The 23569-nt window shown below is 49.3% G+C and carries 20 protein-coding genes; 18 read left to right on the forward strand and 2 right to left on the reverse strand.

The annotated features are described in order from the left end of the window. Positions 1 to 56 precede the first annotated feature (56 nt). From VN447_RS04995 to uvrA, 3 genes are all read left to right on the forward strand, one after another. Positions 57 to 1298, forward strand: coding sequence for a PDZ domain-containing protein (locus tag VN447_RS04995; protein WP_325523443.1), 1242 nt, complete (start codon positions 57 to 59; stop codon positions 1296 to 1298). Between the two features lie 52 nt (positions 1299 to 1350). Next, the gene (gene uvrB / locus VN447_RS05000) at positions 1351 to 3435 is read left to right on the forward strand and encodes an excinuclease ABC subunit UvrB (RefSeq protein ID WP_325523445.1); all 2085 of its coding nucleotides are present in this window, start codon (positions 1351 to 1353) and stop codon (positions 3433 to 3435) included. Between the two features lie 93 nt (positions 3436 to 3528). Then, the gene (gene uvrA / locus VN447_RS05005; protein WP_325523447.1) at positions 3529 to 6363 is read left to right on the forward strand and encodes an excinuclease ABC subunit UvrA; all 2835 of its coding nucleotides are present in this window, start codon (positions 3529 to 3531) and stop codon (positions 6361 to 6363) included. A gap of 65 nt (positions 6364 to 6428) precedes the next feature. On the opposite strand, the gene VN447_RS05010 is transcribed toward uvrA, so the two are convergent. Then, positions 6429 to 7760, reverse strand: a complete 1332-nt coding sequence (locus VN447_RS05010; protein ID WP_325523449.1) for an acetyl-CoA carboxylase biotin carboxylase subunit — start codon at positions 7758 to 7760, stop codon at positions 6429 to 6431. Between the two features lie 145 nt (positions 7761 to 7905). On the opposite strand from VN447_RS05010, the gene uvrC reads away from it, so the two are divergent. Both uvrC and rd read left to right on the forward strand, forming a co-directional pair. After that, entirely contained in the window at positions 7906 to 9711 is a 1806-nt protein-coding gene (gene uvrC, locus VN447_RS05015; RefSeq protein WP_325523451.1) for an excinuclease ABC subunit UvrC, read from the forward strand. 78 nt (positions 9712 to 9789) lie between these two features. Further along, positions 9790 to 9948: a rubredoxin gene (gene rd, locus VN447_RS05020; protein ID WP_325523453.1), complete on the forward strand. Its 159-nt coding sequence runs from the start codon at positions 9790 to 9792 to the stop codon at positions 9946 to 9948. 45 nt (positions 9949 to 9993) lie between these two features. Here the strand turns inward: rd and VN447_RS05025 are convergent, their stop codons facing one another. Further along, entirely contained in the window at positions 9994 to 10533 is a 540-nt protein-coding gene (locus tag VN447_RS05025; protein ID WP_325523455.1) for a DUF3231 family protein, read from the reverse strand. A 152-nt stretch (positions 10534 to 10685) separates the two neighbouring features. Between VN447_RS05025 and VN447_RS05030 the strand changes: the two genes are divergently transcribed. The 13 genes from VN447_RS05030 (at position 10686) to scfA (ending at position 23510) form a co-directional block, all read left to right on the forward strand. After that, positions 10686 to 11699: an alpha-hydroxy-acid oxidizing protein gene (locus VN447_RS05030; RefSeq protein ID WP_325523457.1), complete on the forward strand. Its 1014-nt coding sequence runs from the start codon at positions 10686 to 10688 to the stop codon at positions 11697 to 11699. Continuing rightward, entirely contained in the window at positions 11693 to 12214 is a 522-nt protein-coding gene (locus tag VN447_RS05035) for a methylated-DNA--[protein]-cysteine S-methyltransferase (RefSeq protein WP_325523459.1), read from the forward strand. The genes VN447_RS05030 and VN447_RS05035 overlap by 7 nt, the downstream gene beginning before the upstream one ends. 184 nt (positions 12215 to 12398) lie before the next feature. Next, complete coding sequence (locus VN447_RS05040; RefSeq protein ID WP_325523461.1) at positions 12399 to 12743, forward strand: phage holin family protein; 345 nt, start codon at positions 12399 to 12401, stop codon at positions 12741 to 12743. Positions 12744 to 12861: 118 nt separating this feature from the next. Further along, entirely contained in the window at positions 12862 to 13659 is a 798-nt protein-coding gene (locus VN447_RS05045) for a Cof-type HAD-IIB family hydrolase (RefSeq protein WP_325523463.1), read from the forward strand. A gap of 100 nt (positions 13660 to 13759) precedes the next feature. Beyond that, positions 13760 to 14185, forward strand: a complete 426-nt coding sequence (locus VN447_RS05050; RefSeq protein WP_325523465.1) for a response regulator — start codon at positions 13760 to 13762, stop codon at positions 14183 to 14185. A 13-nt stretch (positions 14186 to 14198) separates the two neighbouring features. Further along, positions 14199 to 15887 (forward strand): putative bifunctional diguanylate cyclase/phosphodiesterase, encoded by a 1689-nt coding sequence (locus VN447_RS05055; RefSeq protein ID WP_325523467.1) that lies wholly within the window; start codon positions 14199 to 14201, stop codon positions 15885 to 15887. A 216-nt stretch (positions 15888 to 16103) separates the two neighbouring features. After that, entirely contained in the window at positions 16104 to 17840 is a 1737-nt protein-coding gene (locus VN447_RS05060) for a methyl-accepting chemotaxis protein (protein ID WP_325523469.1), read from the forward strand. A gap of 195 nt (positions 17841 to 18035) precedes the next feature. Then, positions 18036 to 18911, forward strand: a complete 876-nt coding sequence (rapZ, locus tag VN447_RS05065; RefSeq protein ID WP_325523541.1) for an RNase adapter RapZ — start codon at positions 18036 to 18038, stop codon at positions 18909 to 18911. Between the two features lie 58 nt (positions 18912 to 18969). Then, complete coding sequence (locus tag VN447_RS05070; RefSeq protein WP_325523471.1) at positions 18970 to 20325, forward strand: YvcK family protein; 1356 nt, start codon at positions 18970 to 18972, stop codon at positions 20323 to 20325. Positions 20326 to 20342: 17 nt separating this feature from the next. Further along, positions 20343 to 21308 carry a DNA-binding protein WhiA gene (whiA, locus tag VN447_RS05075; protein ID WP_325523473.1) on the forward strand — a complete coding sequence of 322 codons (966 nt, stop codon included), beginning with the start codon at positions 20343 to 20345 and terminating at the stop codon, positions 21306 to 21308. Continuing rightward, positions 21298 to 22059 (forward strand): polysaccharide deacetylase family protein, encoded by a 762-nt coding sequence (locus VN447_RS05080; RefSeq protein WP_325523475.1) that lies wholly within the window; start codon positions 21298 to 21300, stop codon positions 22057 to 22059. The genes whiA and VN447_RS05080 overlap by 11 nt, the downstream gene beginning before the upstream one ends. Positions 22060 to 22140: 81 nt before the next feature. Further along, positions 22141 to 23226, forward strand: coding sequence for a copper amine oxidase (locus VN447_RS05085; RefSeq protein ID WP_325523476.1), 1086 nt, complete (start codon positions 22141 to 22143; stop codon positions 23224 to 23226). Positions 23227 to 23369: 143 nt separating this feature from the next. After that, positions 23370 to 23510, forward strand: a complete 141-nt coding sequence (scfA, locus tag VN447_RS05090; protein WP_075757400.1) for a six-cysteine ranthipeptide SCIFF — start codon at positions 23370 to 23372, stop codon at positions 23508 to 23510. The last annotated feature ends 59 nt before the right edge of the window (positions 23511 to 23569 follow it).

The following is a 23569-nucleotide window of genomic DNA, read 5'->3' on the forward strand; positions in this document are numbered from 1 at the left end:
ACCTTTATCTTCATTAACAGCCAATTCAAACTAAGTTCGCTTGAGGTGAGGACAACTTGTTTCCATGGCCTGATATTGCTTTACTCATTATTCGCGGTGCCTTCGGCATATTATTTGATTTTAATTTCTGGTTGATTCTGGCGCTGGTTGGTTATCAATACTGGCAGATGCAGAAACGCCAGCGACAAATGTTTGGCGTATACAATTACACACTGACCCAGCAGATACTGCTGGCCGGGTTTTATGGTCTTGTTGGCGGCATTACCGGCAGTTTTTTACTGACACTTGTCGGTGTTACCCTGAACCAGCTTGGTCTTGCCTATATCTGGCCTGTGGCGCTGGGACTTATGCTCATCAATATGCGGTTTCTATGCTTTGCCTACGCAGGCGGCCTGGTAGCTTTATCAAATGTATTATTTGGCTGGCCTGATGTTAATGTGCCGCAGGTACTGTCGCTAGTGGCTGTACTTCATATCACGGAGAGCTTATTGATCGCTATCAGCGGCGGTTACAGTGCTATGCCCATGATCATCAAAAAAGCAGACGGTAGGTTAGTCGGCGCTTTCAGCCTGCAGAATTTCTGGCCGCTGCCGCTGGTTATCCTTGCAGCTGTCGCTGTGCCCACAGACACTACCCCTGGGGGTATTATAAAAATGCCCGAATGGTGGCCGCTCCTGCCGTTATCCCTGGAACCCCCGGCTGGTTCAAGCTGGATCTATGTAATGGCTCCTGTTGTAGCCGCCCTCGGTTATACCGATATGGCAATAGCCAGCCTGCCACAGCAGCGACGGTGGCAGTCAGCACTGAATCTGGCGGTATATAGCATTATTTTACTTGCACTGGCGCTGTTGGCAGCGAAATACTCCTGGCTTAAAGCCATCGCTGCCGTACTGTCGCCAGTCGGCCACGAACTCCTTATTCAACTGGATAACCGCCGCGAAATGGATGCGCCCCCCCGGTTTGTCCCACCGCCTTATGGCGTAATGGCCCTGGATACTGTTCTTGATACACCGGCTGCTAAAGTACTTAAGCCTGGTGATATTATTACAAACCTGGGCGGTATACCTGTTAATAACCGCTATGATTTGGCCGCCGCCATTAGCCACGTGCCTGAGCAGTTCAGTATTGCCTTTGAGCGGGACGGCAAGGATCTGGTTAAAGATATCCGGTTTAAGCGCGGTGAACGCCGCCTGGGTGTAATTTTGGTGCCTGATGGGGACGAGCAGTTTTATGCTGAAATGACTGATGAACGTTATGGTCTGATTGATTGGATTATCGATAAAATTAAACGTCGCTAAATAACCTATATAGTTTCCAATAAAGATTTACAGGCATTGAGGTGAAATAGATATGGCAACTGTACCAAAACTCAATACTGTCCACCAGGAAGGTGGCATTCCCTTTAAAGTCGAAGCACCGTTTACGCCCACCGGCGACCAGCCCACAGCTATTGTCCAATTGGCTGACGGTATCGAACGCGGTGAACCGGCCCAGGTACTCTTAGGAGCTACCGGCACAGGCAAGACCTTTACCATGGCCAAAGTCATCGAGGCTGTGCAAAAACCGACTTTGGTTATTGCTCATAACAAAACGCTGGCAGCCCAGTTGGCTAGCGAGTTTAAAGAATTTTTCCCGAATAATGCTGTTGAGTATTTCGTCAGCTACTATGACTACTACCAGCCTGAAGCCTACATTGCTCAGACTGATACCTATATTGAAAAAGACTCTTCAATTAATGATGAGATAGACAAGCTGCGCCACTCGGCCACCAGTTCGCTGTTTGAGCGGCGTGATGTCATCATTGTAGCCAGTGTGTCCTGCATTTACGGTTTAGGCTCACCGGATGAATACCGGGGCTTAGTGTTGTCACTCAGGCAAGGCCAGGTCAAAGACCGGGATGAAATACTACGCAAGCTTGTCGATATCCAGTATGAGCGTAACGACTACAGCTTTACCCGGGGAACCTTTAGGGTACGGGGCGATACTGTTGAGATTTTTCCCGCTGCCTATGGGGAAAAGGCATTACGGATTGAGTTGTTCGGTGATGAAGTAGAAAGAATCCTGGAAATAGATACACTCACAGGCGAAATTATTGCCGAGCGTAAACACATTGCTGTTTATCCGGCATCCCACTATGTTACCTCACGGGAAAACATGCTGCGGGCGGTGCAGGATATTGAGGGTGAGCTTGATGATCGCCTGGCGCATTTTAGGGCTAACGGTAAGCTGCTTGAAGCGCAGCGCCTAGACCAGCGCACCAGATATGACCTGGAAATGATGCTGGAAATGGGCTACTGCTCAGGCATTGAAAACTACTCCCGGCATCTTACCAAGCGCCAGCCGGGCGAGTCGCCATTTACGCTTGTTGACTATTTTCCCGAAGACTTTCTCATTGTGATTGACGAGTCCCATGTTACACTGCCTCAGATCAAGGCTATGTATGCAGGCGACCGTTCACGCAAAGAAGCGCTTGTCGAGAACGGCTTCCGCTTACCATCAGCATTTGATAACCGGCCGCTAACCTTTGATGAGTTTGTTGCCAGGATTAATCAGATTGTCTATGTTTCGGCTACACCTGCCGCGTATGAATTAAAAGCCGCCAGCCAGGTGGCCCAGCAGGTCATCAGGCCAACCGGCCTGATTGATCCGGAGATTGAGGTTCGCCCCATCAAAGGCCAGATGGATGACCTGCTTGGTGAAATCAAACTGCGCTCAGCAGCCAATGAGCGGGTGCTTGTGACCACTCTAACAAAGAAAATGGCTGAAAACCTGACCGAATACCTGAAAGATATGGGGATTAAGGTCAACTATCTTCACTCTGATATTGCGACAATTGAGCGGGTGGAAATCATCCGGGATTTACGCGCCGGCGTGCATGATGTGCTTATCGGCATCAACCTGCTGCGGGAAGGGCTTGATATGCCTGAAGTGTCGCTTGTGACCATCCTGGACGCTGACAAAGAGGGCTTCCTGCGTTCTGAGACCTCGCTGATTCAGACAATTGGGCGTGCTGCCCGTAATGCCCACGGCAAAGTTATTATGTATGCCGACAGAATCACTGATTCTATGCGCCGGGCTATGGGCGAGACGGAACGCCGCCGCGAAATCCAGATGGCCTATAATGTCGAGCATGGCATAACCCCCAAGACGATTGAAAAGCGGGTTAAAGAACTCATCGAAACCACCAAAGTTGCTGAGACCCCGGCCGCCTACAAAGCTGATCGTATCGGTAATATGGGCCGCGACGATATGCTTGAGCTGGCAGCCAATCTTGAAAAAGAAATGCGTCAGGCCTCCAAGCAGCTTGAGTTTGAGCGGGCCGCCGAACTCCGAGATATGGTTGTCGAACTCCGGCAAAAAGCCGGGGCTGGGCCTGCACAAGGCAAGGCGGCAGGAAAGCGGAGTAAGACGGTGGCTAAGTCAAAGAAAAAGTAGATGCTATCATTACAGTGAGAATACTGGTATAATATAAAGTAAAATAATTAATATCCATTAATAGACAGTAGCCTAAAGAAAGGGAACCAATACATGACAGACAGCATTATTGTTAAAGGTGCCAGACAGCACAATCTTAAAAATATTGATATAACGATCCCGCGTGACCAGCTCGTCGTTATCACCGGCCTGAGCGGCTCAGGAAAATCTTCACTGGCATTTGATACCATCTACGCAGAAGGACAACGCCGCTATGTTGAATCCTTGTCGGCCTATGCCCGCCAATTTTTAGGCCAGATGGACAAGCCGGATGTAGACTATATTGAAGGGCTGTCGCCAGCCATATCAATTGATCAGAAAACTACCAGCCGTAATCCGCGGTCGACGGTGGGCACAGTTACCGAGATCTATGATTATCTCCGCCTGCTATTTGCCCGCGCGGGCCGCCCCTTTTGCCCTAAGTGCGGTAAGCCCATCAGCCAGCAGACAGTGGAGCAGATGGTTGATCAGCTGCTGGCCTTGGGTGATGGCGCCAGACTGAGCATCATGGCCCCCGTGGTGCGCGGCAAAAAAGGTGAGCATCAGAAGGTATTGGAAGATATCCGCAAGAACGGCTATGTCCGGGTGCGGGTGGATGGTGAGATTCGCGATATTACTGATGAAATTAAGCCTGAAAAAAATAAAAAACACACGATTGAGGTTGTTGTCGACCGTATTGTTGTGCGGGAGGGCATCGCCGGCCGCTTGGCAGATTCAATCGAGACAGCGCTCAATTTGGGTGGCGGCATCCTGACTGTCGATGTTGGCGGTGCAAATGAGCTTATGTTCAGCCAGAACTTTGCCTGTGTTGACTGCGGCATCAGTCTGCCGGAGATTGCGCCGAGGATGTTCTCTTTTAATAGTCCGTTTGGCGCTTGTCCTGACTGCACCGGTCTGGGAAACAATCTGGAGATTGACCCGGCACTGGTAATCCCTGATCCGGGCAAGGCATTTATTGACGGTGCAATTGCACCGCTCAGCAAGAGTTCTAACTCATACTTTATGTGCCAGCTGGAAGCGGTGCTTGAACACTACGGGCAGACGCTGTATGACACTTGGGAAAAGACGCCCGAACCGGTCAAAGAGATTATTCTCAATGGCGCAGGTCAAGATAAATTTACCTTCCGCTATGAGAATATGTATGGTGAAAACAAGACCTATCACTCGAATTTTGAGGGTGTCATACCCCTGCTTTCCCGCCGTCACCGTGAATCGACCTCTGACTGGGCCAGGGAAGAGATTGAAGAGTACATGAGCTCTAAGCCCTGCCCGGCGTGTAAGGGTGCCCGTCTTAAGCCGGAAGCGCTGGCTGTTAAGATAGGCGGTAAGAATATTAATGAAGTGACCCGGATGACGGTAGCTGAATCAAAAGATTTTTTTGGCAGTCTTGAACTGACTGAGCGCGAGACTGTTATTGCCAACCAAATCTTAAAGGAAATCAATGCCCGTCTGGGCTTTTTGCTCAATGTCGGTCTTGACTATCTGACGCTTGACCGGGCGGCGGGCACTCTCTCCGGCGGGGAAGCCCAGCGTATCCGGCTGGCGACCCAGATTGGTTCAGGTCTGGTAGGGGTGCTCTACATTTTGGATGAACCAAGCATCGGCCTGCACCAGCGTGATAACAACAGGCTCTTAGACACCTTAAAGCATATGAGAGACCTGGGCAATACACTGCTGGTGGTTGAACATGACGAAGACACTATGTATGCGGCTGACCATATTATTGACATTGGCCCGGTTGCCGGTGCAGGCGGCGGTACCGTTGTCGCCCAGGGCACTGTTGAAGAGATTAAAGCCTGCGAAGAATCTATGACCGGGCAGTATTTAAGCGGCCGTAAAGCCATTCCGGTACCGGCCGTGCGCCGTCAGCCTAACGGTAAATGGCTGGAGGTAATTGGTGCTAAGGAAAATAACCTCAAAAAGCTTAATGCCCGTTTCCCTTTAGGGGTATTTACTGCTGTCACCGGTGTGTCCGGCTCAGGAAAAAGTACCTTGGTCAATGAGATATTATATAAAGGTTTGGCCAGTCAACTGTACCGTGGCAGTCATGCCCGGCCAGGGGCCCATGACGGACTGCGCGGCCTCGAATATATTGACAAAATTATTGATATCGACCAGTCACCCATTGGTCGTACACCGCGTTCCAACCCAGCCACTTATACCAGCTTGTTTGATAACATCAGGGAGGTATTCAGCCAGACCCCTGAATCCAAGATGCGCGGCTACAAGCCGGGGCGGTTCAGCTTTAACGTTAAAGGCGGCCGCTGTGAAGCTTGTAAAGGTGACGGTATTATCAAAATCGAGATGCACTTTTTGCCTGATGTTTATGTGCCGTGCGAGGTATGTAAGGGGGCGAGGTACAACCGTGAGACTTTAGAGGTTCGCTATAAAGGCAAAAGCATTGCCAACGTGCTTGATATGGTTGTTGATGAGGCTGTTGAGTTTTTCCAGAACATCCCGAAGATTCACCGCAAGCTGCAGGTCTTGCAGGATGTCGGTTTAGGCTATATCAAACTTGGCCAGCCGGCTACCCAATTATCAGGCGGTGAGGCCCAGCGGATTAAGCTGGCGACCGAGCTGGCTCGCCGCAGCACCGGCAAGACCCTCTATATCCTGGATGAACCGACTACCGGCCTGCACACTGCCGATATTCACCGGCTGCTGGAGGTATTGCAGCGTCTGGTCGACGGCGGCGACACGGTTGTTGTTATTGAACATAACCTGGATGTGATTAAGACCGCCGACTATATAATTGATCTTGGTCCTGAGGGTGGACACCGGGGCGGGACCATTGTCGCTCAAGGCACGCCTGAAGAAGTGGTGGCCGTGCCCCAGTCATACACCGGTCACTATTTGGCTCCGATTCTAGCACGTGGACCACGACAGTAGTTGCAGCAAAGTAATGTCCCAAAATTAAAAACAGGCGGGTATGTACCCGCCTGTTTTATGTAACCTCATGAAATCATTTGTTTACTAATAAATTGAATATCAATTTTGCCCACCCGGAAGCAGGGGTTGCTTAGTATCTCCTTGTGGAAGTCGACGGTGGTTTTAATGCCGCTCATGCGAAACTCAGATAGTGCCCGCTGCATTGTTTGAATGGCCTCACCACGGGTTTTGCCCCGCACGATTACCTTCGCAATCAGCGAGTCGTAATACGGCTCAATAACCGAACCGGCGCACACACCGCTGTCAACCCGCACGTTGGGGCCTCCTGGCTGATGATAAAATTCGATTTTTCCAGGACATGGGAGGAAATTTAGCTCAGGATCTTCGGCATTAATCCGGCACTCAATGGCATGAGCACTGATGACAACGTCCTGTTGCTGAATAGTCAGCGGCAGGCCTGCCGCAACCTGGATTTGAGTTTTTACCAGATCGATATCGGTAATCATTTCAGTAATGGCGTGTTCGACTTGAATTCGTGGATTGATTTCCATGAAGTAAAAATTACCGCTTGCATCCAAAAGAAATTCAACTGTGCCGATATTGGTGTAATGGACACTTTTGGCAGCTTGCACGGCCAGTTCTCCTACTTTTTGGCGCATGGCCGGCGTCAGGGCGCTGGAGGGTGCTTCCTCCAGGATCTTTTGGTTACGGCGCTGGAGTGAGCATTCCCGCTCGCCAAGGTGGATGATATGACCATAGTTGTCAGAGACAATCTGCACCTCGATATGGCGGGCGCAGGCAATATATTTTTCAAGGTAATAGGCAGTACCGGCAACACTGGATTGATTTAAATTCTTAATCGCAGCGACTAATTCTGTTTTGTTATTAGCCGCCGACATACCTCTCCCGCCGCCGCCGGCGACTGGTTTAAGCATAACCGGGTAGCCAATTTCTTCGGCAGCCTGGATGGCTTCACCCAGACTGCCGAGCGGGTTGGTTCCTGCCGCCATTGGCAGTCCTGCTGTCTGCATGGCTTCGCGGGCGGCATCTTTGTTGCCGACTCGCTCGATGGTTTCGGCTGACGGCCCGACAAAAACAAGGCCGCTCTCGGTTACCATTTTGGCAAACTCAGCGTTTTCCGATAGAAAGCCATAACCAGGATGGACAGCGTCGACATCCGCCATTTTAGCGGCTGTAACTATTGTTGCTGCGTTTAGATAACTGAGCTCTGCTTCAGAAGGGCCGATATGAATTGCATAGTCGGCAAGCCCAACATGTAAAGCGGTAGAATCAGCGTCAGAGTAAACAGCAACGGTCTCTATGCCCAGCTCCTGGCAGGCCCTGATGATTCGGACAGCTATTTCGCCGCGATTGGCGATTAGTAGTCTTTTGAACATCGTTTAGACCTCCATTTGCAATTATAGTTGCCTAAGCCGGGGTGCGCTTAGGACTAATGAACAGATTATACTACTGGACGGTAAACTTTACAATGCCTTTCGCATGTATACAATCATTTGTCCGTGACAGAAAGAAGGCTAGCCGATGAATACTGATATTGAGGAAAAACTGGCCCTGTTGCCTGATAAGCCTGGCGTATATTTGATGAAAGACGATAAAGGCCGGATTATCTACGTTGGCAAAGCCATCAACCTAAAAAATCGTGTGCGTTCATACTTTCAATCAAGCCGCAATCATGCGCCTAAAGTACTGGCGCTGGTGGCGAGGATTGCTGACCTGGAATATATCATTACAGCGTCTGAGATTGAAGCGCTGATATTAGAGTGCAACCTGATAAAAAAGCACCGGCCTAAGTATAATATCAGTCTTAGGGATGATAAAACCTATCCGTATATTAAAGTGACCTATGAGGATTATCCTAGGGTGTATGCTACCCGCAAAGTGGTAAAAGACGGTGCCCGTTACTTTGGGCCTTACACCAGTGCCGGGGCGGTGCATGAAACGCTGCGGCTGTTAAAGACACTCTTTCCGCTGCGTTCCTGCCGTAATCTTGATGCCAAGCGGCCTTGCCTCGAGCATCATATAAAACGCTGCCTGGCCCCCTGTGCCGGCAAAATCGAAAAAGAAGCCTACGGCGAAATGATTAAAGCCGTAGGGCTGTTCCTTGAAGGACGCAGTGATGCTGTTGTCAAAAATCTCAGGCGGAGCATGGCTGAAGCCGCTGAGCAACTGGAGTTTGAACAGGCGGCCAGACTGCGCGACCAGCTCACGGCTGTTGAGAAGATTATTGAAAAGCAAAATATCGTGACAGGCAGCGGTGACCAGGATGCTGTTGGCTTGGCCCGGTCGGCAGCAGGGGTTTGTGCGCAGGTATTCTTTATCCGCAGTGGCAAGATGGTGGGGCGTGACCACTTTATGCTGTCAGGTGGCGAAGACGAGACCGACCAGAATATCCTGGAGGCTTTTGTCAAACAGTACTACAGCAAAGCGGCCTTTATTCCCCGGGAAATTCTGTTGCCGTTCGAAGTGGAGGAGCAGCATCTCTTATCTGAATGGCTGAGCAGTGTCAAAGGCGGCAGAGTGCAGGTGGAGACGCCTAAACGCGGCACCAAAAAGGATTTGGTCAACATGGCGTCAGGCAATGCTGCTACAGTGCTGCAAGAGCAGGCGGTTCGGCAGGATGCCGACTTTGACAAAACAACCGGTGCAGCTGCTGAGCTCGGGCAGTATTTGGGTCTGCCGGCTGCGCCTGAACGGATTGAGTGTTTTGACATTTCGCATATTCAGGGATCGGAAACAGTAGCCTCCATGGTGGTATTTGAAGCTGGACAGCCCAAGAAGAGTGAGTACCGTCGCTATAAGCTCAAAACAGTGGAAGGCAAACCTGACGACTTTAAGTCGATGCAAGAGGTCGTGGGGCGGCGATACCGTGAGGCTATTGAAAAAGGGCCTATTCCTGACTTAATCATCATTGACGGCGGTAAAGGCCAGCTTAGCTCCGCGCTGCCTATTATTCGTGCCGCTGGACTGAGCCAAGTGACTGTTGTCGGTCTTGCCAAAGAATTTGAACACATTTTTCGCGAGGGAATCAGCGAGCCGGTTATCCTGCCGCGTCACTCCCAGTCGCTCTACCTGGTGCAGCGTATTCGCGACGAAGCCCACCGTTTTGCGATCACTTATCACCGTAAACTGCGCTCTAAACGTAACCTGGTCTCAGTGCTTGACCATATTCCCGGCATTGGCGCCAAACGACGCAAAGCGCTGTGGGATCACTTTGGCAGCCTGGCTAAGATTAAAGCTGCCGAGGTAGATGAATTAGCAAAGGTTGACGGCATGACTACACCGGCGGCTGAGGCGGTGTACAACTTCTTCCGCAACAAAAATTTATGAACTATTGTTTGCATTATTCTTCCAAGAATAGTAAAATGTAGACAAGCGATCTAATTATCAAAAAGGAGTGGTTTTCGATTGGAAAAACACAAGTGTATGGTATGCGGTTATGTGTACGACCCGGCTCAGGGTGATATGGATCATGATGTTAAGCCGGGAACGGCATTTGAGGATGTATCTGAGGATTGGCAGTGCCCGGTCTGCGGGGTAGGCAAAGACCAGTTTGAAAAGATTTAAATAGGCTGAAAAATGTCGCGCTCAATTCAATGAGCGCGACATTTTTTAATGGGTTATTTTTTTGAGGTGCGGCAGCCAGCCACGGTTAAGCATAAGTTGAAGGAGGCGGTAGTCCCAATCCAGACCGTCGTCTAAAGCTTTACGGAACATAAGGGCTACGTCAAGCTGGTAGGATTGGTGCAGGGCGGTTAGCAGTGCCATCTGAGAGCCTTTGGCCAAAGTACCAACAGCGAGGGCAATTTCCTGGTCGGTCAGGCGGGCATCGTCAGGAATATTAAGTGGGGAAGTATGTAAGTTACGTTTTACGAACTGTAAAGAAGGGGTATGACCGTCGCTGTCAGTCAATTTATCCTCAGCTTCGTTGACAGTCATTTTATTGTGTTCCACAATGGCTTCTTTGATGAGGCTCTTGAGCTCAGGATCGTGGGCATGATTATGCAATACCTGGAGCAAAGCTGCGTTGAAACGCCCTTGTGCGATTATGCCGTATAACCCGGCTGCTTCAATGTAATTAAGCGGTTCTTTGTCAAACATCATATTCATAATGTTACGGGTTTGTGAGCTGACTTTTTCCATTACCGTCATCTTTTTTACCTCCTATGCTTGGTTAAACGTATAGATGTAATATGGGCAAGTTGACAAAATTTATACTCACTTTTAGTCCCACTAGCAGGATTTTGCCAGATAAAAAAGAAATTCAACAAAGTGTGAAATGTCTAACTCGGGAGGGACTCAATATGGATATAAAGACCATTAAAACGGCAGCGAAAGAGAAGTTCCGCGGGGCCTGCCGGCTTTGTCCGGTGTGCAACGGAATTGCCTGTGCCGGAGAAGTGCCTGGTATGGGTGGTTTGGGTACAGGTGCAGCCTTCCGCCACAATGTACAAGCTTTAGCTGATTGTCGGCTGAACTTAAGAACAGTCCATAGTGTAAAGAATCCTGATTTTTCCTGCCGTATCTTAGGCTTAGATTTGGCGCTGCCGGTTATCGGCGCAGCGATCGGCGGCATTGCGCTTAATATGAATGGCGCGTTGTCTGAAGAAGAATATACCGAGGCTATCGTCAGCGGCTGTCGTAAGGCCGGTACTATTGGCATGACAGGTGACGGCCCGATGTCTTTAGTGTTTGACTCAGGCATGGCCGCTGTTGCCCGCGAGCAAGGCTGGGGCATACCTATTGTCAAGCCGCGGGAAACTGACAAAGTCATTGAACTGGCTAAACAGGCTGCGGCGGCGGGTGCTCCAGCCTTCGGCATGGACATCGACGCTGCCGCGCTTGTCAATATGACCAATGCCGGACAGCCGGTAAGTCCCAAAACCATCCAAGAACTTGAATATATTAAGAACCACATAACTATTCCGTTTATTGTCAAAGGGATCATGACCCCTGACGACGCGGAAGCCTGCTGGCAGGCAGGGGTTGATGCCATTGTTGTTTCCAATCACGGTGGGCGGGCTCTTGATCATACGCCTGGTACGGCTGAGGTGCTGCCTTATATCGTCGAGGCTGTAAAAGGTAAGATGACAGTATTGGTTGACGGCGGCATTAGAAGCGGTGCTGATGTTCTTAAAATGTTAGCTCTGGGCGCTGACGCTGTGTTGCTTGGCCGGCCGCTGGCCATTGCCGCGGTAGGCGGTGGTATTGACGGTGTGGAATTCGTTTTAAATAAATATAAGGCTGAACTTAGCGCCGCGATGACACTGACAGGCACCGCCGGGGTGAGTGACGTACCTGTTGAAATTTTATGGTAAAACCGGCAGACCTTTATGGCAATGTAATTACTACCGGCTGGGGCCAGGTGGCAGCCGTGTGGTCAGACACTGGCTTATGGGAACTGGGTTTTCCACGCCCGGATGAGGTACTTGCTTTTGACGATATTCATGCCAAAGAACCTATGAGGCTGGAGGCAGATCATAAGGCCAGCCTCTGGTCTGAGCAGCTGGCTTATGAACTAAAGTTATATTTTCAAGGGTTTCCTATACCTTTCACCGTTCCAGTCGACTGGCGGTTCTATAGCCCGTTCCAGATGGCAGTCCTTACATATACTGCTGATATTCCCTATGGAACCACTGTCAGCTATCAGGCTGTTGCCCAGGCTATTGGCAGTCCTAAGGCTGCCAGGGCGGTTGGTGGCGCCCTGAATAGCAACCGCACACCGTTGGTGGTACCTTGCCACCGGGTGGTGGGGGCCAATGGCGGCCTTACCGGCTTTGGGGGCGGGGTAGATATGAAGAAAGCGCTGCTACTATTAGAGAGCGAAGACTGATTATGCGTGGCCAACCCTTGTACGACGCTGCGCGTTTTCCGATGCTCCTTGCATCTGACATTTTTAAACAGTCTTTAACATTGAGGTAAAAAAAATGTTGCCGGAATTTTGTCCAGTGGGATATAATATTTAATATCGGCTCTATGCTGGCAAACGGTCTTATTCGGCAGGAGGGATAAACTCGGTGAGTGGTTTTTTGTTGCGGATTATCATCAATGCGGTTATTTTAATAGTAGTGGTGGCCGAACTGCCAGGTATTTTCGTTGATACCCTAGGCGGGACACTGCTTGGCGCGACGATTGTCGGCCTGGCAAATGCCGCCATCAGGCCGCTGTTAGCTGTTGCTGCACTACCGTTTAATGCATTGACGCTGGGCGGTATTACTGTCATGACCAACATCTTTACACCGTTTATGGTAGTCAAAGCACTGCCAGGTTTTCAAATCTCCGGTGCGGTAGCCTTAATGACAGGTGTCTTGCTGATGACCGTATGCAGCTTTATGCTGTCCAAAGTGATACATGACAGGTAAGAATTATAGGAATTTTGCGAATAGCAAAATTCCTTTTTTTAGTTATACTTAGGTTGATGTACAGGGATAGCTGAGAGAAATTTTTATTAGATTCCATATACGAAAAAGGAGATCAACAATGACGATAAAACTAATTGCATTAGATTTAGACGACACCTTATTAGACAGTAAACTGGCTGTTTCGCCACGGGCCTGTAAGGCCATCCGCCAGGCGGTGGCGCGGGGCGTTACAGTGACGATTGCTACAGGACGGATGCATGCTTCAGCCCTCCCTTATGCCAGGCAGTTGGAGCTTGATGTACCACTTATTACTTATAACGGGGCGCTGATCAAGTCCAGTTTATCTGGCGAGACGCTGCTTGACCGGCCAATCTCAAAAGAACTTGCCCGCCAGGCACTTGAACTATGCCGGGACCGGGGCTGGTATATCCAGAGTTATGTGGATGACAAGCTATACGTAGCAGAGCTTAACGACTATGCAAAGTATTATTCGGAGCTGTCAGGGGTACCGGCGATAGCTCTTGGTGATCGATTATATACTGCCGAAGAACGGCCGAGCAAGATGCTTACCATGGCGACAGAAGAAGGAATTGCTCTGATCTATGACACGTTTAAGGCCGCTTTTGGCGACAAACTCAACCTCGCTATTTCCAAACCGACTTTTATGGAGATTACTGACCCAATGGCAAATAAGGGGTATGCGCTGGCCTTTCTAGCCGACAAGCTGGGTATTAAGCAAGAAGAAATTATGGCACTCGGCGACAGCGGCAATGATCTGGATATGGTTAAATATGCAGGCTGGGGAGTCGCTATGGGCAACGCCAGTCCGGCGGTTAAAGCAGCTGCACGACTGGAGACACTGTCGAACGATGCTGACGGTGTAGCGGAAGCTATTGAAAAATATGTTTTAATATAATCCAAATGTTGAAAAATTAACTTGCATTGCCACACCATTCAGCAGGAAATTACAAGTCCGGGTGAGAATTACCATTACCAAAAGGGTATGGAGGCTCATTATGCGGGATAAAAGCATGAGTATACTGCTGGTGGAAGATGATGAAGTAGATATAATGAATGTGAAGCGAGCCTTTAAAAGAATTAATCTGACCAATCCTTTATACCTAGCCCGTGATGGTGTTGAGGCATTAGCCATGCTGCGCGGACAGAGCGGTCAACCGGGTATGCAGCGGCCTGGAATCATTCTCCTTGATATTAATATGCCGCGCATGAACGGGATTGAATTTCTGCGTGAAATCAGACAGGATCCTGAACATAAGATACTGACTGTTATTGTTTTGACAACCTCCAATGAGGAATGTGATGTTGTTGCTGCTTATCAGCTAAATGTTGCCGGTTATATTATTAAACCGGTGTCATTTGAACAATTCGTGGAAACCATGGCTGCGCTTGATCACTACTGGACATTGAGCGAAATGCCATAAGGGGAGGCTTGGCATGGCTGAAGAACTCCGTATACTGCTTATTGATGATGATGAAGTTGATCGAATCATGGTCAGACGGGCGCTCAAGGCGACACACGCTGGCATTTGGATTGACGAAACCGATAATGGTGTTGATGGGCTAAATAAAGCCCGGACAGGTGGCTATGACTGTATTTTGCTTGATCACTGCCTGCCTGGGGATAATGGGTTGGCCGTGCTATCAGCCATTCGTGCGGCCGGTGTTAAAACCCCTGTTATCATTTTGACAGGCCAGGGAGACGAGCAGCTGGCTGTTGATTCAATGAAGGCTGGTGCCACCGACTACCTGGTAAAAGGTAAACTCACAGAAGAAAGCCTGTCCCAGGGTTTACGGACAGCGATACGGTTAGGCCGTGCCGAAGCCATGATTGAGTATTTATCATACTTTGATACGGCGACAGGTTTGCCCAACAGGCTGCTGTTGATTGACCGCCTGGTGATGGCCCTGTCGGCAGCAGAACGCAGTAACAGTATGCTGGCACTGCTTTTTGTTGGCGTTGATCGCTTCAAAATGGTAAACGATACTTTAGGCCATACCTTAGGGGATAAGCTTATCAGTATTGTTGCGAACAGGCTAACCCAATGTGTGGGGGAGAAAGCCGTAGTGACACGGGTTGGCGGCGATGTATTTGCCATCTTACTGCCTGATTTAGTTGAGTCCAAAATAGCGGCAATCTTCGCTGAAATTATGATTGAGGAAATTCGCCGGCCTATTGATTTGAACGGTTATATCTGGCATGCCGCAGCCAGCGTGGGTATAGCAGTATGTCCTGATGATGGACAAAATGCAGACATGCTGCTGAAAAATGCCGAGTCGGCTATGTACCGGTCAAAAGAACAGGGCGGCGCCAGTTATCAGTTTTATACCAAGAGCATGAACGAGAAGGTGCTTGAGCGCATGATGCTGGAAAACAGCTTGCGGCAGGCGCTTAGCAATAACGAACTGGTAGTATATTATCAGCCTTTAATTGACGGTATAACTGGCCGTACCACAGGATTCGAGGCGCTTCTACGGTGGCAACATCCTGAACGCGGCCTGGTGCCGCCCATGGATTTCATTCCTTTAGCCGAAGAAACAGGTCTGATTGTGCCGATTGGCGAGTGGGTACTCAGGACGGCGTGTGCCCAGAATAAAGCCTGGCAGGATGCCGGCTATCCTCCGGTAGTTATGGCGGTAAATTTGTCCGGTCGTCAATTTCGCCAGCCTAACTTTACCGGTAGGGTTAGTCATGTGCTCGCAGACACTGGTTTGGCCCCAGAATATCTGGAACTGGAAATAACCGAGACCATTGCCTTGCAGGATGTGGATTATACAATTGCAATTCTCAGAGAGTTAGGCTCGATGGGCATAAAAATTGCTATTGATGATTTTGGGACCGGATACTCGTCGCTAAGTTATTTAAAACGTTTTCCTATTACAACGCTTAAGATCGACAGAATCTTTGTCAAGGATGCCACCCAAGATGCCCAGGATGCTGCAATTATATCTGCGATTATCGTGTTAGCACATAATCTTAGGCTTAAAGTTGTTGCCGAAGGTGTGGAAACAGGTGAGCAGCGGCTATTTTTGCGGGAAATGAATTGTAATACAATGCAGGGCTTCTTATTTAGTCGTCCGCTGCCTGCTGCCCAGGTGGAGAATATGCTAGATCGCCAATGGTAAACCCACGGCGGTCTTCTTTATTTATAATAGTAATTATATTAAAATAATAACATTAATTTCCTGAAGTGTTCTTGTCAAGTGACAGACAACCTGATATTATAAATAATAAACACATATACGCTTAGCAAAGACGCTTTTTGTACAGTAATAGTAATGCTGGCCTAAAAGTGTCTTTTTTTATATACTTATAATTATCAGGCTGGGGGGAGATGGCACATGATACTTAGGAAATTGAGGATAGGTACTAAAATTAGTCTAGGGTTTGTTATCATGCTTGGCTTGATTATTATGTTGGGAGGCATTGCATACGTTTCCCTGAATTCATTCAGTAAAACCCTGGCCTCGATTGATGCTGCCAATAAACGGTTACAACTGGCTATGCAAATTGAAGGCAGTTTTGTTACCGGGGTTGCTGCTACCCGCGGTTTCATTGCCTACGGGGATGAGAATTTTGCCAAGCAGCAGGATCAGGCCATGAGTAATACCGTAGTGCTGGAGCATCAGCTTATCGATGTTGTGGACGAAAACTCCCGTCAGGATGTGCAGAAGCTTATTCAGTTGACAAGTAAACATGCAGATGGCATTGTTAACGATTTAGCTCCAGTCGTTCGAGCTTATCATAAACAGCTTGCTGCAGGAAATGCCGTAGAGGCGCAGCAGTTAAAAACCGAAGCCTATGCCGTTGCCGGCCGGATTACCCCATATTCTGAGCAAATTGCCGGTATTTTAACTAAGGTGGTCAAAGATAACAAAGACCTTGTAGATGAGCATGTAAACAGCTCTTACATAAGTATGGACAGAAGTTTGGGTATTACTGCCCTGGTCGCTCTGTTTGCTATCATCGTTGGCGCTGTGCTGAGTGTGCTGCTCACCCGCATGGTCTGCCGCCCGATTGAAAATATGCTTGCGGTTGCTAATAGTTTGGCCGAAGGTGATTTGAGTATTCCTGTTAAACGGGTAGATGATGGTGATGAATTGAGTAAGCTGGCAGTGGCGCTCAACACAATGCAACAACGTTTTAAAACAGCCATTCGGGAAATCCTGGGTTCTGCCAGCCAGGTGGCAGCAGCGTCAGATACCCTGGCTGTTGTTGTGGAAAATTCGGCTCGCGCTGCCAGTCAAGTGGATGAATCAGTTGCCCATGTCGCCTCAGATGCGGAGATTCAGTTGTCAGCGGCTAATGATGCGCTGGCTGTTGCCGGACAAATGGCAGCCGGGATTCAACAGATAGCCGCCAACGCCGGCGCAGTGGTTGCTGCATCCCAGAATACGGCTGCGGCTGCCCGGTCAGGCAGCCAGACAGTTGGCAAAGCTGTTACACAAATGGAAAATATTGAATCAACTGTGAAAAGCTTGGCTGATGTGGTAGGAAAACTGAGTGGATATTCGCAGCAGATTGGCGAGATAGTCAACGCGATATCAGGGATTGCCAGTCAGACCAATCTATTAGCTCTAAATGCCGCTATTGAAGCAGCCCGGGCTGGCGAGCAGGGGCGGGGTTTTGCCGTTGTTGCTGAGGAAGTGCGCAGACTTGCCGAACAATCCGGCCAGTCTGCAAAACAGATTGCCGGACTGATCGGCGAGATACAAGCGGAGACTAGTTTAGCAGTTAAGGCCATGGAATCGGGAACACGGGAGGTAAAGCTGGGAGCCGAGGTAGTTAGCACAACAGGCGGCGTTTTTACTGAAATCACCCTTCATATTGATAAGATGTCAGCAGAAATACGGGAAATATCAGCCGCCATATCGGAAATGGCAGGTGGCAGCCAGCGGATTGTGACAGCGGTAGAGTCGTTCTCTGCCAGCAGTAAAGATATTGCCAGCCAGACACAGACAGTAGCCTCAGCGAGTCAGGAACAGTCAGCCTCCATGCAGGAAATCGCGGCATCAGGCCAGGGTCTCCAGCAGATGTCACAAGAGCTGCACACATCAGTGAGTAAGTTTAAGCTATAAATAATGGGCAAAAGGCAGCTGGCGGTCTACAGTTCCCGATTATGAAATAACGGGAACTGTTTTTTGCTTTTTTCCCCATACTATCCTATAATTAAGTTATATAGGCATTTTTACCTGTCTGTTCTAAAAACAGCAGGGTTTTACAGGCTGTTAGCGAAGATAAGGGTAGGAAAAGTTGAGGTGTTCACGATGACGATAGATAACTTTCGCCTGGTAATTATCACTGGTATGTCAGGCGCCGGCAAGTCGCAGGTAATACGGGCCATGGAGGATTTAGGCTACTTTTGTGTCGATAATCTGCCGCCCATGTTAATCCCTAAGTTTGCTGAGCTATGCGCCCAATCAGGGGGCAAGGTTTCAAAAATTGCACTTGTTGTTGATATCCGTGGCGGTGAGTTTTTTGATACACTGGCTCAGGTGCTTGAAGGTATGGAAAAACAGGGCCATTTATATGAGATATTGTTTCTGGAAGCCTCTGACGCTACCATTATTCGCCGGTACAAGGAGACCCGTCGTCGACATCCCATGGCACCGCACGGCCGCATCAGCGAGGGTATTAGCCGGGAGCGTGACCGTCTAGAGCAAATCAGGGGGCGGGCTACTCACATCATTGATACATCCGGCCTGGCAACTGCCGAGCTTAGAGGTAAGATAACGGCATTATTTGCTGAAGAGCGCGAACATGAGCGCATGACAGTGACCGTCGTATCATTTGGTTTTAAATATGGCATGCCGCTTGACGCTGACATGGTAATGGATGTCCGCTTTCTCCCCAATCCATTTTATGTTGAATCACTCCGGCGTAAGAGCGGCCAAGAGGCTTTGGTAGGTGAGTATATCTGGAAGTGGCCTGTGACCCAGCAATTTATGGAAAAGCTGTCAGGTCTGATTGATTTCCTTGTTCCTCACTATGTTAAAGAAGGCAAAAGCCAGCTCATCATCGCTATCGGCTGCACCGGCGGTCTTCACCGCTCAGTGTTTATCGCCGAGAAGATGTTTGAGTATCTGAAAGGCAAAGGCTTTAAAGTCAATGTCGAACACAGAGATATTAAACACAACGTCATCGAATAATGGGTCGGCAGGTGGTAAACGGGCAATTCGAAATGATTGAATTGATGCGGGTGATTAAATGCACTTTTTGAAATGGTTATATCCGGGTATGAAGTTCAAGCGCTGGCTGCTCCTATTTTCGGCAGGCGTTATTTTAGTCAGTATAGGCTTGGCCATTGTTTTTAACTATAAATACATCGGCGTAGTGGAAGAAGCAATTTTCCGGCTGTTTTATCTAACGACAGGCAACTTTTATTATGCCGTCACGACTGTAGCCGGGATTGCCATCGTTGTCTTAGGTATGAGTATCATGCTGGCAGCTACGCAACAAATTATTAAGTCTGTCATCAGCGTATTGGTTCCGGAAGGATCAGACAAGCTTGTCGAGATTATTTTTGAAAAGCGCAAGCTCAACCGCGGACCGGCGATAGCCGTCATCGGCGGTGGCACCGGTTTGTCGGTGCTCCTTAGAGGGATCAAGAGCATTACCAGTAATATAACTGCCATAGTTACCGTAGCGGACGACGGCGGGTCATCCGGACGATTGCGGAAAGATTTTGGCATAATTCCGCCAGGCGATTTACGCAATTGCTTGGTGGCGCTGGCCGATACCGAGCCGCTTATGGAGAAGCTGTTCCAACACCGCTTTGGCGGCAGCGGCGAGTTGGCCGGGCATAGTTTTGGTAATCTGTTTATTGCGGCCATGGCTGAGATTGTCGGTGATGTTGAACTAGCGCTTAAAGAATCCAGCAAGGTATTGGCCGTGCGCGGACAGGTACTGCCCTCCTCAATCGAGCCAGTGCTGCTGGTGGCTGAAATGACTGACGGCACCCTGGTGCAGGGCGAATCGCAGATTCCGCTGTCAGGTAAAAAGATTAAACAGGTATATATCAAACCTGAAAACGTAACGCCTGTCAAGGGCGCAATCGAGGCTATCCGCGAGGCTGATGCCTGCATCTTAGGTCCAGGAAGTTTATATACGAGCGTAATTCCTAATTTGTTGGTAGAAGGCGTTGCTGATGCACTGCGCGAAAGTGACGCTGTTAAAATTTATATTTGCAACGTTATGACCCAACCGGGTGAAACCGACGGCTACAGTGCTTCTGATCACATTAAGGCCATAATAGACCATGCCGGACCAGGCTGTATTGATATGGCTGTTGTCAATGTCCAGGAAGTAGCGCCCGAACTCCGGGAATTTTATGCTAAGCGGGGCGCGCACCCCGTTGTGCCTGATATCGATATCATCGAAGCGCTGGGGGTCAAGGTCGTTAAGGCCAACCTTATCAGCGAAACCAACCTGGTGCGGCATGACCCGGCGCGGCTGTCGCGAACAATTATGTCAATGGTATATGACCTAAAGATCAACTCTGATCGCATGCGGCTGTTAGACTATTACATTATGGCCGAGAGCATCAAAAAATTAAAAGACTAACCAAAGGACTGACGCCCTTGTCGTTTTCTGCTGAAGTAAAAAATGAACTGGCTCGCATAATCGGCGAGCAAAGCTGCTGCGCAGCCGCTGAACTGGCGGCCTTAATCCGGATGGGTGGAGCCATGTCGATCGGCGGTAATGCCAACCTGGGCATTAATTTTAGCAGTGAAAATGCTGCTGTCACCCGGAAGGTACTGGGTCTCATCAAACGCTATTCTAATGTGAAAACCGAAGTGGTGGTCACCAGAGGCCGGCGGCTTAAAAAGAGTAATACATATCATGTGAGGGTCGTCCCCTCGCCAGGTGTTAATGAACTGCTGGCCTCACTGGGTATCATGCGGGTTGACGGTCTTAATGTCCAGTCTGACAGCGGCATTCTTCGTAAAGTATGCTGCCGCCGGGCTTATCTAAGAGGGGCATTTTTAGGTGGCGGCTCGGTCAATCGCCCAGAAGGCTCTTATCACCTGGAACTGGTCACAGGCAATGTTGAATTGGCCAAGTCGCTGGTTAGAATTATGAAGTCGCTCAGCTTACCAGGCCGTATGACTGACCGGAAGGACGACTATATTGTATACCTAAAAGACGGCAACGCCATTACGGCTTTTCTCCAAATCATCGGCGCTCATAATGCCCTTTTGACTTTTGAAAACGTACGGGTGGTCAAAGATATGCGCAACCAGGTTAACCGCCTGGTTAATTGCGAGACAGCCAACCTGCAGAAAACTGTTAACGCAGCCGTACGTCAGGTCGAAAGCATCAGGATCATTGCTCAGAACCTGGGTTTAGACAAGCTGCCACCGCCTCTGCGGGAAGTAGCTGAGGCTCGGTTGGCGCACCCGGAGGCTACCTTGTCAGAATTGGTGGAGGCTTTGGAGGGGCGGGTAGGCAAATCAGGCATTAACCACCGTCTGCGTAAGCTTGGAGAAATCGCGGATTCGCTGCGTAGCCGCCTGACAAAAGCTGAGCAGGATAATGATGATTAGAATTATAAAAATGGCCGCTGCTTTGATGCTTGTGTTTATATTATGGCTGCTGATGCCTAGTGGCGGTGTTCCTATATTAGCCTACCATCAAGTCAGCAGTGTGCCTGAAGTATACAGTATTGACCCTGATCAATTTGAAGAACATATGCGGTATCTGGAGAGTCATGGCTATACTGCCATTTCATTGGCTGAATTATTTGCTGCCAAGAGTGGCGTACAGTCACTGCCGCCCAAACCTGTCATTATTACTTTTGACGATGGTTATGACGACAATTACCTGACCGCCTTGCCGATTATGGAGAAGTATGGCATGAAAGGCACTGTGTTTGTCATCGCCGGTCAAGTCGGTCAGCCGGGTTATTTAACGTGGGATCAAGTTAAAGCCATGCAGGCCAAAGGGACGGAGGTTGGGTCCCACACTTACAGCCATGTTGCATTAAGCGAAATCAGCCAGCCCCAGCTTATGGACGAAGTGACGCGTTCTAAGCAGATGATTGAGAATAACCTGGCAAGGCCGGTTGATTTTTTTGCATACCCCTTTGGTCAATACAACATAGATACGATAGCCGCTTTAAAACAGGCCGGCTATACCGGGGCTTGTACCGGACTACCAGGCTTAGGCACAACCACGGACGATGCCTATCAGCTTAAACGTGTTAATATACCTCGCCCTAAATACGGTTTATGGGAATTTCGCCTTAGACTTATCCGGGCGCACCTTTATGCTAAGCTATCGCCATTACTTTGGTAAAATACCCCTAACGGTTGATGGTCAGGCTATAGTTTGTTATAATGGCCTAGTAGGCGTTTAGCCTGTTAGGAGGTATGCTTTTTGTTAAACAGGTTTCGTCTGGCAGGTGTAGCAGTTGCTGTCACAGTTGCCGTTAGCATTGTTTCAGCCCCTCATGCTGCCCTGGCTAAACCCGGTCTCCCAGTAAAAACGGATATTTATAATGTCTCCGAGCTTCCTGTTACCATGACCGAGCAGGGCGGAAAGTTAATGCTCTCAGACAGCCCGGAGATGGTACCGGCGGACGGTATTATGTACCAAGACACAGTAAGTGGGGATGTACGCCTTTTTTTCCATCATGTCAATGCGACAAAGGAGCTAAAAAAGGTTGTGGTATTGCTTGTTAACGAATCAACCACTGCGATTGACGTCGTGGTCAACCGGTATGGACTGGGCGGACCTGGTCTTGATTATTTAGCAGTTGGGAAAGCGGCTCAGCTCAACTACCTGAATCAGGAAGAGGTAGAACTGATTGCGGTGCCGGCCAAAGGTACGGCGTTCCTGGAACCCGTGCTTAACCAAACTGTGGTTGCGCCAGATGCGCTGGTCAATGGCATTTACGATTTCCAGACCAAAAATCCGGTTAAAGTTGTCGTTATGATGCTGCCGGTTGACGCCGATCCGGTTGAGTTTGTTAAGGAGGCTAAGGTACTGCCTGCCGATAGTCAGCGGCTGCGGGGAACTTTCTCCGGGCGGGACCGCCTGATAGTACCGAGCCAGGTGTATAATTCCAATCATGACGGCGTAGTTGGTATTACGCTGGCCGACCATAAACTTGATACCTACGTGGCCGGCATTGATGCCACTGACGGTTCACAAACCCTTAATTATGGCAATTACGGTGTTATGTACAAGGTGTTTCTCCCTACTGCTTTTGAACAAAAATACGCCGTCTATCTAAATCCCCGGGGCGGGGAATATGCCGGCGCACTAAAAGTTAAGTACCGCCATCAGGAAGAAACGACAATCGGTACTCCGGCGGACACGCTGTTTTTTGGCAGTAAAACTGTCAAAGATACGGCCCATATCGGTGACTACGCCGGCGGCCAGTCACTGTGGTTGACTTTCTCACCGCCTGGTGCTTCCAATCTACCGGTGAAGATTCTTCTGGCTCCTGTCACTAAGTAAAAGCAACACGGGATCGAGAAAGAACGAGATTGCTGGCGTCAGCGCAGCAATCTCGTTTTTCTATTGCTTCCTGCCGGTAAAACGGCTAAAATAGTATAGTAGCAGTTTAACTACATATTGCGTATGCAAGGAGGGAATTAAATATGAAAAAGCATGTTGTAACTATCAATAAAGCATCGCTGGCTCAAACTGTACACACCGGCGGTTGCGGGGAATGCCAGGCTTCCTGCCAGTCAGCCTGCAAGACTTCTTGCACTGTTGGCAATCAGGTCTGCCAGAAGTAGGCCACATCATAGCCCCTTGCCCCGAAGGCTAAGGGGCTATATTTTTGGAGAGGCATTTC

It is taken from the genome of Sporomusa sp. (genome assembly GCF_035561155.1).
Classification (GTDB): Bacteria; Bacillota; Negativicutes; order Sporomusales; family Sporomusaceae; genus Sporomusa.

Bases quoted from the DNA above. Each gene is read 5' to 3' on its own strand.
- VN447_RS05035 (WP_325523459.1), top strand. From the start codon at position 11,693: ATGGTAAAACCGGCAGACCTTTATGGCAATGTAATTACTACCGGCTGG.
- VN447_RS05070 (WP_325523471.1), top strand. From the start codon at position 18,970: ATGCACTTTTTGAAATGGTTATATCCGGGTATGAAGTTCAAGCGCTGG.
- VN447_RS05010 (WP_325523449.1), bottom strand. From the start codon at position 7,760: ATGTTCAAAAGACTACTAATCGCCAATCGCGGCGAAATAGCTGTCCGA.
- uvrC (WP_325523451.1), top strand. From the start codon at position 7,906: ATGAATACTGATATTGAGGAAAAACTGGCCCTGTTGCCTGATAAGCCT.
- uvrB (WP_325523445.1), top strand. From the start codon at position 1,351: ATGGCAACTGTACCAAAACTCAATACTGTCCACCAGGAAGGTGGCATT.
- VN447_RS05055 (WP_325523467.1), top strand. From the start codon at position 14,199: ATGGCTGAAGAACTCCGTATACTGCTTATTGATGATGATGAAGTTGAT.
- VN447_RS05030 (WP_325523457.1), top strand. From the start codon at position 10,686: ATGGATATAAAGACCATTAAAACGGCAGCGAAAGAGAAGTTCCGCGGG.
- VN447_RS05045 (WP_325523463.1), top strand. From the start codon at position 12,862: ATGACGATAAAACTAATTGCATTAGATTTAGACGACACCTTATTAGAC.
- VN447_RS05025 (WP_325523455.1), bottom strand. From the start codon at position 10,533: ATGACGGTAATGGAAAAAGTCAGCTCACAAACCCGTAACATTATGAAT.
- VN447_RS05080 (WP_325523475.1), top strand. From the start codon at position 21,298: ATGATGATTAGAATTATAAAAATGGCCGCTGCTTTGATGCTTGTGTTT.
- VN447_RS05060 (WP_325523469.1), top strand. From the start codon at position 16,104: ATGATACTTAGGAAATTGAGGATAGGTACTAAAATTAGTCTAGGGTTT.
- scfA (WP_075757400.1), top strand. From the start codon at position 23,370: ATGAAAAAGCATGTTGTAACTATCAATAAAGCATCGCTGGCTCAAACT.
- VN447_RS05050 (WP_325523465.1), top strand. From the start codon at position 13,760: ATGCGGGATAAAAGCATGAGTATACTGCTGGTGGAAGATGATGAAGTA.
- uvrA (WP_325523447.1), top strand. From the start codon at position 3,529: ATGACAGACAGCATTATTGTTAAAGGTGCCAGACAGCACAATCTTAAA.